This is a genomic window from Streptomyces sp. AM8-1-1, assembly GCF_032229325.1.
GTDB classification, from domain to species: Bacteria; Actinomycetota; Actinomycetes; order Streptomycetales; family Streptomycetaceae; genus Streptomyces; species Streptomyces achmelvichensis.
This window is the reverse complement of sequence record NZ_CP135086.1, coordinates 6,970,382-6,983,089: the sequence shown is the minus strand read 5'-3', so window position 1 is coordinate 6,983,089 and position 12,708 is coordinate 6,970,382. Positions and strand designations below refer to the sequence as shown.

The window sequence follows — 12,708 nt, the reverse complement described above, 5'->3', positions numbered from 1 at the left end:
GGGACCCGCCCTTGCTGTCCACCACCTTGACGCCCCTACACGGTCGGTGAACACTGCCTGTTCGTCGGCATCGCCGCATTTCGGCACGCTCACCACGCTCGTCACGGACGCCGGGCGGGGGCGAGATCTCCCTGCCTCCGGCTCCCCCAGCCATGGAAGTCCATGGCACGCACCCTGCACGGAGGACCGGGGCCGGGCCCCGGGCGAGGGCCTAGGAGCCGCCATGAGCAATGGGGACATTTTCCTCGGTGAGGTCATCGGCACCGCGATACTCATCCTGTTCGGCGCGGGAGTCTGCGCCGCCGTCACCCTCCACCACTCCAAGGCCAAGGCCGCCGGCTGGATCGTCATCGCCTTCGGCTGGGGTTTCGGAGTGCTGGCGGGTGCGTACACCGCCGCTCCCCTGTCGGGCGGCCACCTCAACCCCGCGGTGACCCTCGGCGTGGCCGTCGACACCGGGGAGTGGGGCAAGGTTCCGCTCTACATCCTGGCGCAGATGGTCGGCGCGGTCCTCGGAGCCGTACTGGCCTACCTCGTCTACTTCGCACAGTTCCGGGCCAACGCCGAGGAGGACAAGGCCCAGCCGACGCTCGGGATCTTCTCGACCGGCCCCGAGGTCCGCAGCCCGGTCGCCAACACCATGACCGAGGTCATCGCGACCGTCGCGCTGGTGCTGCCGATCCTCGCCTTCGGCAAGAACGACGGCATCGGCATCGGCCAGATCCCCGGGCAGGACGCGGGCATCTACGGCTCCGGCATCTCGATCCTGCTGGTGTCCCTGCTGGTCGTCGGCATCGGTCTCTCGCTCGGCGGGCCGACCGGTTACGCCATCAACCCCGCGCGCGACCTGGGCCCCCGGCTGACCCACGCCGTTCTGCCGATCCCCAACAAAGGCTCGTCCGACTGGGGTTACGCGTGGGTGCCGGTGGTCGGGCCGGTGATCGGCGGGCTGTTGGCCGGCCTCATCTTCAACGCAGCCTTCTAGGCCTCCGGGCCGCATCGACAAGGGGACGTCATGACGGACAGGTTCGTCGCCGCAATCGACCAGGGCACCACGTCCAGCCGCTGCATCATCTTCAACCAGGACGGTGCCATCGTCGCCGTCGACCAGCGCGAACACCGTCAGATCTTCCCCAAGCCGGGCTGGGTGGAGCACGACGCGACCGAGATCTGGTCCAAGGTGCAGGCGGTGGTCGCGGGTGCCATCGCCAAGGCCGGGCTGCGGGCCGACCAGCTCAGCGCTCTCGGCATCACCAATCAGCGCGAGACGACGGTCCTGTGGGACCGCGCGACCGGCAAGCCGGTGCACAACGCGATCGTGTGGCAGGACACCCGCACGTCCGCCCTGTGCCACGAACTGGGCGGCACGGACGGTCAGGACCGCTTCCGGGACGCGACCGGGCTGCCGCTCGCCAGCTACTTCTCCGGCCCCAAGGCCGCCTGGCTGCTGGACAACGTGCCCGGTCTGCGCAGCCGCGCCGAGCGCGGTGAGATCGCCTTCGGCACCATCGACTCCTGGCTGATCTGGAACCTCACCGGTGGTACGGAGGGCGGCGTTCACGCCACGGACGTGACCAACGCGTCCCGCACCATGCTGATGAACCTCCAGACCCTCCAGTGGGACAGTTCGATCCTCGCGGCCATGAATGTGCCCGAGTCCGTCCTTCCGGAGATCCGGTCGTCCTCGGAGGTCTACGGGACGGCCGTCGGCCAGCTGGCCGGGGTGCCGGTCGCCTCCGCACTCGGCGACCAGCAGGCCGCGATCTTCGGCCAGGCCTGCTACGACACGGGAACGGCCAAGAACACGTACGGCACCGGCAGCTTCCTGCTGCTGAACACCGGCAACCGCCCCGTGCCGTCCAAGAGCGGACTCATCACCACCCTGGGCTACAAGATCGGTGACGAGAACCCGGTGTACTGCCTGGAGGGCTCGATCGCGATCACCGGCGCGCTGGTGCAGTGGTTCCGCGACCAACTGGGCATCATCCGCAGCGCCGACGAGATCGAGACGCTGGCGGCGAGTGTGGACGACAACGGCGGCGCCTACATCGTGCCCGCCTTCTCCGGCCTCTTCGCCCCGTACTGGCGCTCCGACGCCCGTGGTGTGATCACCGGTCTGACGCGGTATGTCACCAAGGCACACCTGGCGCGCGCCGTCCTGGAGGCGACCAGCTGGCAGACGCGTGAGGTCGTGGACGCGATGTACCAGGACTCCGGGGTGCAGATCACGACCCTGAAGGTGGACGGCGGTATGACGGCGAACAATCTGCTGATGCAGCATCAGGCGGACGTCCTGGGCGTGCCGGTGATCCGGCCGAAGGTGTCCGAGACGACGTGCCTGGGCGCCGCCTACGCGGCCGGTCTCGCCACCGGTGTCTGGGCGGACCTCGACGAGCTCAAGACCCACTGGCAGCGCGATGTGGAGTGGTCGCCGCGGATGGAGGCCCCGGTCCGCGAACGCGAGTACGCGAACTGGCGCAAGGCGGTGGAGCGGAGCTTCGGCTGGGAGGACGACGGCGGCCGGTCCTGAGGCCCCGCCCCGGCTGCCGCGGGCCGCTCAGCGGCCGCGCACAAGCCCACGGCCCGTACCCCAGTCGGTGGGGGTACGGGCCGTGCTTCTCCCCGCGGGGCGTGCTGCTGCCGCTGCGCAGATCAGGTCGTGGCGTGCTCGCGCTGCCGGTCGACGCGGGCCAGTGCGTGTTCCACCACCGCCACGAGCACCATCTTGACCGACTCGCGGTCGCGGGCGTCGCACATCATCAGGGGCACCTCGGGGTCGAGGTCGAGTGCGGCCCGTACGGTCTCGCCGGGGAAACGGCCCGCGCCCTCGAAGCAGTTGACGCCCACCGTGAAGGGGATGCCACGGCGTTCGAAGTAGTCGATGGCCGCGAAGGAGTCCTCCAGCCTGCGGGTGTCGGCGAGCACGACGGCGCCGAGAGCACCCTGGGCCAGCTCGTCCCACAGGAACCAGAAACGGTCCTGACCCGGCGTACCGAAGAGGTACAGCACCAGGTCCTCGCGGAGCGTGATGCGGCCGAAGTCCATGGCGACCGTGGTGGTCGTCTTGGACTCGACGCCCGCGGTGTCGTCCACGGGCCGGCCCGCCTCGCTCAGGGTCTCCTCGGTGCGCAGCGGTCTGATCTCGCTGACCGCACCCACCAGAGTCGTCTTGCCGACGCCGAATCCGCCGGCGACGAGGATCTTGAGTGTCACCGGCTCGACGGGAGGCTCCCGGCGGCTAGAGCGCCCGAAGACCATTGATCACCTCGCGGAGAATACTCACGTCCGGCAGTTCGGCCGGCGGAACGGGACGGGTCACATGCACGAGGGCGTCCTCGACGAGGTCGCCGACCAGCACCCGGACCACCCCGACGGGGAGATCCAGGGTGGCGGCGAGCTCGGCGATCGACTGCGGCATGTCGCCGCAGCGCTCGACGATCTCGACATGTTCCGGGGACAGGGACTGGTCCTGGCCGGGGTGGTCCGCCGCCGGCTCGGGGACGACCAGGGCGATCAGGTCGAGCCGGTGACGGGTCGCACTGCTGGTGCGGCCCCGCGTCATGGCGTACGGGCGGACCACGGGGCCCGCTTCGGCGTCGAAGTAGTGGTGAGGGTGCTGGGCGTTATGAGTCGAGTCACTCATGCCGGACACTCACCCTCCGGCGGCCGGACCGGACCGTGGCGCGGTGGCGAGGTGCACTCCGACCCGCTTGACCATCAGGGTCATCTCGTACGCCACGAGGCCGACGTCGGAGTCGGCGTCGGCGAGGACGGCGAGACAGCTGCCGTCACCGGCGGCGGTGACGAAGAGGAAGGCCTCGTCCAGCTCCACCACGGTCTGGCGGACCTTGCCGGCGTCGAAGTGGCGTCCGACTCCCTTGGCGAGGCTGTGGAATCCGGAGGCGACGGCGGCCAGATGCTCGCTGTCCTCCCGGGTCAGCTCCCCCGAAGTGCCGGTCGCCAGACCGTCGCTGGAAAGCACAAGTGCCTTGCGGATGCTGCCGACGCGGTCCACCAGCTCGTCGAGAAGCCAGTTGAGCTCGCCGGATCCCTTGGCGACCGGGCGGCCGCCCACGGCGTCTGCTGCGGTGTGCGGTGCGGTCATCGACCGTCCCCCTCCGATGTGTTTCGTGGTGCCGGCCGGCCGGTACCGGTGGTCTGCCCGGCTTCGTCGGCCTCGTCTGCGTTCTGGAGGCGGCCGCGTTGCCAGCCTCGTTGCATGGAAGCCATGCGGTTGCGTACTTGTTCCGCGTCCCGTTCGACATCATCGCGCACGTCCGGTGCCGGGCTCTGCCCCGAACCCTCCCTGAGCTGGGGGGCGAGGCTCGCCTGGCGGACCCGGCGCGGCAGGCCGTCGATCAGTCCGGGGTCCGGCGGCCCGTCCTGCGGCGGGGGCGACGACCACGGTCCGGGGGATGCCGGACGGAGCTCGTGGGCGGGCGGGTGTGCGGGCTCGGTCCGCGCCGGCTCGGGGGCCGGGGCGGGGTGCGAGCGGCCCGGTTCGTCGACCCGGCGACCGTGGTCGGTGACCAGCGTCGGCGGTTTGCGGCGGGGAAGCGACACGGGTCCCACCGTCCGTTCCGGCGCCGGCTCCAGCGCCTGTTGGTGCTGTTCCTCGGGGACCGGACGCCGGCGGCCACGGGACCTCGCCCGGAAGATGCCGCCGCGCTCGCTCTCGGAGTCGCCGAGGTCGGCGAGGGCGCCGGAGTCCCGTTCCACGGGGCGGGCGTCGAAGCCCAACGGGTCGACGGGGCCTTCCAGTTCGACGGGGCCGTCGAGCAGTGCCGAGCCGTTCGCCCGGCCCGGACCGGAGAGCGCCGACAGTTTTCCGTCGCTGCCGCGCCGGCCCGCCGCGCTCTCGCTCTTGCGGTCGAGCCGGAAACCGGTGCCCTGCGTCTCGGGGGCGTCCGTGAGCAGCGCCGCCGGGATGAAGACGATGGCGGTCGTCCCGCCGTACGGCGACGGCTGGAGGGAGACCCGCACGTTCTGGCGCTGGGCGAGCCGGCTGACGACGAACAGGCCGAGGCGGTCGGTGTCGGAGAGCTCGAACTCGGGGGTCTCGGCGAGCCGGAGGTTGGCGTCGAGGAGGACCTCGGGGGCCATGCCGAGTCCGCGGTCGTGGATTTCGAGGGTGAAGCCGTTGGCGACGCGCTCGCCGTGCACCTGGACGCCGGTGTGCGGCGGCGAGAACACCGTGGCGTTCTCCAGGAGTTCGGCGATGAGGTGGGTGAGGTCGGCGACCGCGGGGCCGCCGACGCCGATGCGGGGCAGCCGGCGCACCTCGATGCGCTCGTAGTCCTCGACCTCGGCGACCGCCGCACGGACGACGTCCATGAGCTGGATGGGCTTGCGCCACTGCCGGGAGGGCGCGGCGCCGGAGAGGATCACCAGACCCTCGGCGTGCCGGCGCATACGGGTCGTGAGGTGGTCCAGGCGGAACAGGTCCGCGAGTTCCTCGGTGTCCTCCGTGCGGCGCTCCATGGTGTCGAGGAGCGTGAGCTGGCGGTGCAGGAGCACCTGGTTGCGGCGGGCGAGGTTGACGAACACCTCGGAGACGCCGCGCCGCATGTCCGCCTGGCGTACGGCTGCCTCGACGGCCGCGCGCTGGAGGGTGTTGAGCGCCTGGCCGGCCTGGCCGATCTCGTCCTTGTCGTATTCGAGGCGCGGGGCCTCGGTCTCGACGTCGACGTGTTCGCCGGCCGCCAGCCGGCGCATGACGCTCGGCAGACGGACGCCGGAGACCTCATGGGCCTCCTTGCGCAGCCGGGACAGGTCACGGACGAGGTCGCGGCCGATGCGCACGGAGACGATCACCGAGACCAGCAGGGCGAGGAAGCCCAGGACGCCGGCGATGCCCGCGCGGACGAAGACGCTGTACGCGGCGGGGTCGACGCGGTCCTGGTAGCGCGCGCCTGCGGCGTCGGCCTCGCGCGCGAGTTCGTCGAGTACGGGGGTGGCAGCCGACTGCCAGTCGGCGGCCTCGGCGGCGCTCGCCTTCTTCAGCGGTCCGCCGGCGATGAGGCGTTCCTCGGCGTCGCGCAGGGCCGCGGTCTCCGGGCTGCGCCAGTACTGCTCGTAGATCCCGCGTTCCTGCGCGGGCAGGACCTCGAGGTTGATGTCGTAGTAGAGCTCGCGGTTGGCCACGAAGACGGAGAGCTTGCGGATCTCGTCGGCGCTGACCTTGCCCGTGGTCAGGGCGGAGGCGATGAGCGCGTCCTCACGGGACAGCATCTCCATCGCGCGGACGAGGCCGACCAGGGCGCGGCCCTGACGTTCCATGCCGACGTCGTTGAGGGCGTGCAGGGTGGTCAGGAAGCGGAAGCCGGGGTCGACGATGCGGTTGTAGAACTCCAGCGCCTGGGCGCGCGAGACGGTGCCCGCCTCCACGGAGCGGCGCAGGGCCGCGAGGCCGTCGAGCCCTTCCAGCAGGGAAGAGAGCCTGGTGCGGCCGTCGGGCCGCATGTCCTCGCGGACTTCCTTCTTCTCCGCGTTCTCCTTGATCGTGGCCACGGCCGCGTCGGTGGCCGCGCGCCTCTCGCGGAGGTTGGGCAGCGCGTCGGAGGCACGGCGGTCCGCCAGATAGACGAGGGTCTGACGGCGTTCCTTCTGGATGACCTCGAGTGCGTCCTCGACCGGGTGACCGACCTGTTCCACCACCGAGCCGACATCGAGAAGCTGGTCCGCCTCCCGGCCGGTCAGTACGGTGGCGAAGCCCCACAGAGCCGTCAGGGAGACGAGCGGCACCATCAACAACGCCACGATCTTCCGGCGGATGGACTTCCCGCGAAAGCGCATGGCCTCCCCCTGCTCAACCCCGCCCACGGCAGGCGGTGTTATCCGTCAACAAACGGCGCGAGCCTACTACTGTCACACAGACAACTCGAAGGTGCGTCCGGACGATTTTCAGCCTGCCCACGATGCGTTGATCACGGGTTGTCCTGGTATTCAAGGAGATGACATTCCCCGCGTGTCCCGCCCCACCTGGCGGCACGTCATTTTTCGGACCGTGGGAGATGGCTGGAATTCTTCGCTCTGCGGGAATCATTCCGCCTGGTCAATCGTCCTTCTGTACGGGGGTTGCGGGGGCGCGTCCGCATCGGCGGACCGTGGATTCGGTTCAGCGCCGGGCCGTTCGCGGCCGGCACCGGTTGTTCATCTCCGTCGGCGCGCGCGACGTGCGGCTACGTCCGTGTACGACGCGGCGCCGGAGTAAAGCAACGGAATCCGGGCAGCCACCCTGAAGCCGGACAGAAGTGGGGAGTGACAGTTCCATGGACACGGACGAGCGTCGCGGAGCGGTACGAGCGACGGGCCATGCGCAGGATTCACCGCAGCTCTGGGTCGAGGAGCCGGTGGCAAGACGGCGTATGGCGGATCCGGTTCGCACGGCGGCGGTCCGCGCGGTACTCATATCGTCCCTGACATTGATTCAGGCGATGATCGCCTTCCTGTGCACCCTTGCCGGTTCATGGCTGGCATTTCCGATGGTGCTCAGCTCCGTCGCCAGCACCGTGGTGGCAACCTGGGCGGTGCTGGACGTGTGGGTGACCCGTCAGGTGTGGAACCAGCGCCATGGTGTGATCTCCGCGCCGAGCAGCAGCGCGCGGCAGCTGCGACGGGAGCGCCGTCGGGTGCGGCGGGCGGCCAAGGCGTCGTCCCGCGAGAGTGCGCGTATACGGCGGCAGAGCCGGGGCCGGCTGTCCCAGGCCTGAACAGCCGGGCCCCTGCGCGGTGTCGGGACCACCCGCCCTCAGCGGGCGGCCTCCGCCGCGGCGGGCGCGGCGTTCTCGCCGGAGTGCTCCGGTGAGGCGGGGTTTCCGGGCGGGGCAGAGGCCTCGGGTTCCTGCTCCACCGCGGCGCGCTTGTACATCCTGGTCGCGGTGATCTCACCGTGGACGCTCTCGCCGGACGGGTCGTGCTGGGGCAGGCCGGGCCGCAGGTGCTCCTCGACGCTGATGTACTTCAGCCCCGCCCGCAGATCCGCGTCGTTGCGCAGCCGGATGACGAGCGGGAACTCCGCGAGCGCCGTGGTGTCGAACAGGCCCGTCGTATAGAGCAGCTGAACACCGAGCGCGTTCGACACGGCCCGCTGGAGCTCCAGCAGATAGGTGGCGTTCGCCCGGCCGATCGGGTTGTCGAGGAACAGGGTGCCCGCGTGGCGGTGCCGGTCGCGGCCGCGGTCGTTGCTGCGCAGCGCGGCCATCGTGCAGTAGAGCGCGATGGCGGCCGTGAGCAACTGGCCGCCCGAGAACACATCGCCCATCTGACCGACCGGTACCCGCTCGGCGCGCAGCACGGCGTCCGGCTTGAGGATCTCCACGGCGACGCCCTTGGGCTCCAGCGCCGCCTGCACTCCGCGCAGCAGCAGCGACATGCCGTCCCTGCGCCCCTCGCCGTAGGCGGCCGAGGAGTTCTTGCGCACGGCCGCGCGGGTCGCCTCGTCGATGACCTCTCCGAGCCGCTCGGCCAGCGTCGCCTGGTCCGGCTCCTCGAAGCGGATCCGCAGGAACTCCTGGCCGGACCACTCGCCGAGGCCCTCCGGCAGCCGGGAGAGCCGCTGGGCCGAGCGCAGCGTCGTCAGCGCCGACTCCACCAGCCCCCGCAGCCGGTCGACGATGGTGTCGCGGTTGCGCTCCAACTGCTCCAGTTCGTCGGTCAGTACGCGCAGGCGCGGCGCGAACGCCTCGGCCCACTTCGCCGCGTGCTCCGGCAGCGCGGAGGCCGGCAGCTCCCGGATCTGCTGCCGCGCGGGGGTGCGCACCTGCTCGTAGCGCGTGGAGTTGGCGTGCCGGACGAGGACGTCGCTCGCCTCCCGTACGGAGGTCTCGGCGGCGGACAGATCGGCGGCGCAGGAACGCAGGGAGCGGCGTGCCTCGGCGGCCGACTGGCGGGCCTCCGCCAGGCTGCCCGGGTACGGCTCGGGGGTCTCCTGGCCCTCCTCGTCGTGCTGCTCACGCAACAGGTCGCGCAGCAGGGCCGCGGCCTCCTCGAAGCCTCCCCTGGCGTCCTCGGACGCCCGGTGGGCCTGGAGCAGGCTCGCGTGAGCGTCGCGGGCCGTCTCCAACGCGTCCGTGCGCGAGGCGAGTTCGGCGGTCGCGGTACGCAGCAGGGTCTGTGCCTGTTCGGCGTCGGCCGGGACGAGCTCGTCGGGGAGCTCGGTGTGGGCGTCGCCGTCGGCGGGAGCCAGTCGTTCCGCCTCGCCGCGCAGCCGGCCCAGTTTCTCGCTGGCCTCCGTCGCCCGTGACTCCAGCATCTGCACCAGCGACTCGGCGCGGGCGGCCGCGGCCTGACGGGACGGCCCGTCGGCGCCGTCCGTGCCCTCCAGAAGCTGGGCGGCGCGGGTGCGGACCTTGTTGGTGAGCCGGTCGAGCTCGGCGAGGGCGGCGCTCTCGTCGCTCTCGGCCCGGGCCTGCTCGGCGCGGAGGTCGGCGCCGACGCCGACCTTCTCGTACAGCTGGGAGGCCGCCCGGTAGGCCTCACGCAGGGCGGGGAGCGCTGCACGGGCGGCGTCCTCGTCCGGCTCCGGCAGATTCTCGGGTGCGCCCGCGATCTCGGCGCGTTCGGCACGCAGAGCGCGGGCCGTACGGCGGGCGTCGTCGCCGGCCCGCTGGGCGGCCCTGCGGTCCTCGTCCGCGGCCTTCGCGCGCTCCAGGCAGGTGGCGGCCCTGGCCTCGGACTCGGCGGCCTCGTCGGCCAGTTCGCGCAGCTTCACCTGCCAGCCGGCCCGCTCCCGCAGCCGGAACGCGAGGCCGGCGAGGGCGTCGGCGACCCGGCGGGCGCGCTGGGCGGTCTCCTGGCGGTCGTCACGGACGCGCGCGGCGTCGGCCGCCGCCTCGTCCGCCTCGGCGCGGACGGTCCGCGCCTCCGTCAGTTCGGCCTGCGCCTCTTCCGCGGTCTCGCGGGCCGCGTGTGCGGCCTGCGCCAGCTCGGCGAGCATGCCCGGCGGGCAGTCCGCGCGCCACGATCCGATGCGGGCGGCGAGGGACCGGTCCGCGGCGAGCCGGGCGGCCAGCGCCCGGATCTCCTCGTCCCGGGCGGCGGCCCGTGCGCGCAGCGCCTGCCGCTCCTCGTCGGCCGCGTGTTCGTCGTGCATCGCCGGGTTCGGCGGTACGAGGAAGACACCGCTGCCGTCGTCCTGACCGGTACCGGGGCCCGGCACCGGTGCGAGCAGCGCGGCCGCCGTGCCGACGGCGACCGCGGAACGGGGCAGCAGCGCGGCCCCGGTGAGGACCTCACGGGCGCGGGCGTGCGACGCGGGATCGGTGATCACCACACCGTCGACGAGCTCGGGCCGCGCGGCGAGGACGGCGGCGTGGTCGGCGGGGTCGACGGCCTGCGCGAGATAGCGCCAGCCGGGCAGAGCCGGAACGCCGTGCTCTCCCAGGTACTCGACGGTGGCGAGGACGTCGGGGCCGGGCGGCAGCAGGCCTCCGTCGCCGAGCGCCCCGAGGATCCGGCTGTCGTCGGCCGCGACGGTCCGCAGGTCGAAGAGCTGGCGTTCGGCGGAGGAGACGTACTGGTCGAGCAGCTCGTGGAGCTCGTCGGCGTACCGGTCCAACTCCTCGGTGGTGAGGGGGCCTTCGGCGGGACGGGCGGTCCGTGCGACGGAGCCGGCGGGACCTTGCGCGGGCGTATCGGCGGTGCCCGGTTCCGGCGCGGTGTCCGCACCCGCGGTGTCGCCACCGACGCTGTGCGCTGACGTACCCGCGTGGTCGACCGGGCCGTCCTCATCGGGCCCCGGACCCGCTCCGTACGGCTCGGTCGGCGCGTGCGCTCCTCCGTGCCCGGCCTCCGCGCCGGCCGTGCCACGGCGGGGCGAGGGCACCGTCGCACCCGAGGCCGGCGCCTGTGACATCGGGGGCAGACTGAGGAGTTCCGCGAGGCGGTCGTCCTCCGCGATGGCCTCCGCCGTGCGGCGCTCGGACTCATACGCGTTCTCCGCGGCCTGGGCCGCGTCCGACGCCCGGGCCGCCGCCAGTTCGGCGCGGGACTCCGCCGCGGCCGCCTCCCGCGCGCGGTCCGCCGTGGCGCGTCCCGCCTCGCGGGCCGTGTCCCATCCCGCGACGGCCGCCTTCTCCGCGTCGCTCGCCGCCAGCGCGGCGCGCGCCGGGTCTGCGTCCGGGGCCGTGTCGTCGAGCCAGCCCGCGCGTACCGCCTCGGCCGTTTCCTGCTCGACCTCACTCAGCCGCTGCCGGAGGTGGCCGATCTCGCTGCGTGCGCGCTGCGCCTCGGTCGCGGCGGCCGTCGCGTCGCGGTGGGCGGCCTCGCCCGCCTCCTGGAGTGCGGCCGACCGCTCCTCCTCCTCGTTGGCGACCCGCTCGCCGGCCTCCGCCGCGGAGTGCAGCGCCCGCACGAGGTCGGCGGCGGCCTTGGCGCGGGCGGCGAGCGCGGGGGCGGCGTCGCGTTCGGCCTCGCGGATGGCGACGGCGACACGGGCCGAGCGGTCGGAGGCGGCGCGGTGCCGCAGCACCGCCTCCGCCGCCTGCCACGCGGAGTGCAGCGTGCGGGCGTCCATCAGCTCGCGCCGCTGGGCTGCCGCGCCCTTCTCCGCGACGGTCAGCGCCAAGGACGCGTGCCGGTAGGCCAGTTCGGCCGCGATCAGGGAGCTGCGGCTACGGGCCCGTTCCGCGTCGGTGACCGTGTGCGCGGCGGCCGTGACCTGCTCGGTCAGCTCCGCGGTGCGGCCGCGCTCCAGCTCGGCCCGTGCGGAGAGCCGGCGGGCGAGGGTACGCGTGCGGCGCTCGGCTCCGGTGTGGATCTCGCGGGCTCGTGTACGCGCCTCGGCCGCCTCCACGATCCGGCCGAGCAGGTCGGCCGATCCGGCGGTGAAGTCGCGCTCGGCGGTCAGCTCGGCCCGGCGGCCGAGTTTGTTGCCGAAGCTGCTGACGAGGTCGGCGAGGCCGTCCGTGTCACGGGTGTCGGTGACGGCCCGCAGCAGCAGGTCCGTGAAGTCGGAGTCCTTCTTGACCGCGAAGAGGCCCGCCGCCTCGCCCTCGTCGGCGTTCATCTCCCGCTGGTAGCGGAACAGTTCGGGATCGAGGCCCACCTCGCCGAGGTGCTCGTTCCAGCGGTCGTGGATCTCCTCCCAGTAGACGTCCAGGTGCGGGTACACCTTCGCCGCCTCGGTGATCGCGTCCCGGAAGCCCTTCATGGTGCGGCGGCGGCCCTGTGCGCCGGAGACACCTTCGACCGGCGGGCGTACCACCGAGGACTCGGCGACGGGCAGGGAGTCGAGGCTGAGCCCCGGGCCGGGCCGGAAGGAGTACCAGGCCTCGGCGAACTTCCGCGGGTCGTTGGAGACCTGGCGTCCCCGCCACTCGCTCACCTTGCCGACCACGATCAGCTCGCCCGTGAGGGTGTGCTGCCACTCCAGCGCGACATGCCCGCAGTCGTCGGCGAGCAGGAACTTGCGCAGGACTCCGGAGCTCGCGCCGCCGAGCGTGTTGCGGTGACCGGGCAGCATCACGGAGAAGATCAGCTTCAGCAGGACGGACTTGCCGCCGCCGTTCTCCAGGAAGAGCACGCCGGCGGGGGCCGGACGGCGGGGCGGGCCGGCCGGCTCCTCCTCGAAGAACTCGGCCTGCGTCGGCGCGGGATGGGGCACCGGCGCGCCGACCCCGCGCAGATCCAGCACGGTGTCGGCGTAGCGCGCTCCGGCGGGCCCGATGGAGTAGAGGCGAACGCGGGACAGCTCGTACATGGCGGACT

8 protein-coding genes are annotated in these 12,708 nt (G+C 72.4%); 3 read left to right on the top strand and 5 right to left on the bottom strand.

All coding sequences use genetic code 11. The features are described 5' to 3' along the window. Positions 1–223: 223 nt before the first annotated feature. Both RPQ07_RS31205 and glpK read left to right on the top strand, forming a co-directional pair. Complete coding sequence (locus tag RPQ07_RS31205; protein ID WP_313947559.1) at positions 224–985, top strand: MIP/aquaporin family protein; 762 nt, start codon at positions 224–226, stop codon at positions 983–985. 30 nt (positions 986–1,015) lie between these two features. Then, entirely contained in the window at positions 1,016–2,530 is a 1,515-nt protein-coding gene (glpK, locus tag RPQ07_RS31200) for a glycerol kinase GlpK (protein WP_313947558.1), read from the top strand. 122 nt (positions 2,531–2,652) lie between these two features. Here the strand turns inward: glpK and RPQ07_RS31195 are convergent, their stop codons facing one another. The 4 genes from RPQ07_RS31195 to RPQ07_RS31180 are packed head-to-tail and all read right to left on the bottom strand — an operon-like array spanning position 2,653 to position 6,795. Continuing rightward, positions 2,653–3,258, bottom strand: coding sequence for an ATP/GTP-binding protein (locus RPQ07_RS31195; RefSeq protein ID WP_313947557.1), 606 nt, complete (start codon positions 3,256–3,258; stop codon positions 2,653–2,655). Next, complete coding sequence (locus RPQ07_RS31190) at positions 3,239–3,643, bottom strand: DUF742 domain-containing protein (RefSeq protein ID WP_313947556.1); 405 nt, start codon at positions 3,641–3,643, stop codon at positions 3,239–3,241. Before RPQ07_RS31190 ends, RPQ07_RS31195 begins: the two co-directional genes overlap by 20 nt. 9 nt (positions 3,644–3,652) lie before the next feature. Next, a complete protein-coding gene (locus tag RPQ07_RS31185; RefSeq protein ID WP_313947555.1) occupies positions 3,653–4,105 on the bottom strand; it encodes a roadblock/LC7 domain-containing protein in 453 nt (150 codons plus the stop codon). Continuing rightward, entirely contained in the window at positions 4,102–6,795 is a 2,694-nt protein-coding gene (locus RPQ07_RS31180; protein WP_313947554.1) for a nitrate- and nitrite sensing domain-containing protein, read from the bottom strand. Before RPQ07_RS31180 ends, RPQ07_RS31185 begins: the two co-directional genes overlap by 4 nt. Before the next feature lie 476 nt (positions 6,796–7,271). On the opposite strand from RPQ07_RS31180, the gene RPQ07_RS31175 reads away from it, so the two are divergent. Further along, on the top strand, positions 7,272–7,712 hold the full coding sequence (locus tag RPQ07_RS31175; RefSeq protein WP_313947553.1) for a hypothetical protein: 441 nt from the start codon (positions 7,272–7,274) through the stop codon (positions 7,710–7,712). Positions 7,713–7,750: 38 nt separating this feature from the next. Here RPQ07_RS31175 and RPQ07_RS31170 read toward each other — a convergent pair whose 3' ends face one another. Next, positions 7,751–12,700, bottom strand: a complete 4,950-nt coding sequence (locus tag RPQ07_RS31170; protein ID WP_313947552.1) for a hypothetical protein — start codon at positions 12,698–12,700, stop codon at positions 7,751–7,753. Positions 12,701–12,708: the final 8 nt, after the last annotated feature.

Excerpts from the sequence above, each read along its gene's own strand:
- RPQ07_RS31205 (WP_313947559.1), top strand. The coding sequence starts at position 224 with ATGAGCAATGGGGACATTTTCCTCGGTGAGGTCATCGGCACCGCGATA.
- glpK (WP_313947558.1), top strand. The coding sequence starts at position 1,016 with ATGACGGACAGGTTCGTCGCCGCAATCGACCAGGGCACCACGTCCAGC.
- RPQ07_RS31195 (WP_313947557.1), bottom strand. The coding sequence starts at position 3,258 with ATGGTCTTCGGGCGCTCTAGCCGCCGGGAGCCTCCCGTCGAGCCGGTG.
- RPQ07_RS31190 (WP_313947556.1), bottom strand. The coding sequence starts at position 3,643 with ATGAGTGACTCGACTCATAACGCCCAGCACCCTCACCACTACTTCGAC.
- RPQ07_RS31185 (WP_313947555.1), bottom strand. The coding sequence starts at position 4,105 with ATGACCGCACCGCACACCGCAGCAGACGCCGTGGGCGGCCGCCCGGTC.
- RPQ07_RS31180 (WP_313947554.1), bottom strand. The coding sequence starts at position 6,795 with ATGCGCTTTCGCGGGAAGTCCATCCGCCGGAAGATCGTGGCGTTGTTG.
- RPQ07_RS31175 (WP_313947553.1), top strand. The coding sequence starts at position 7,272 with ATGGACACGGACGAGCGTCGCGGAGCGGTACGAGCGACGGGCCATGCG.
- RPQ07_RS31170 (WP_313947552.1), bottom strand. The coding sequence starts at position 12,700 with ATGTACGAGCTGTCCCGCGTTCGCCTCTACTCCATCGGGCCCGCCGGA.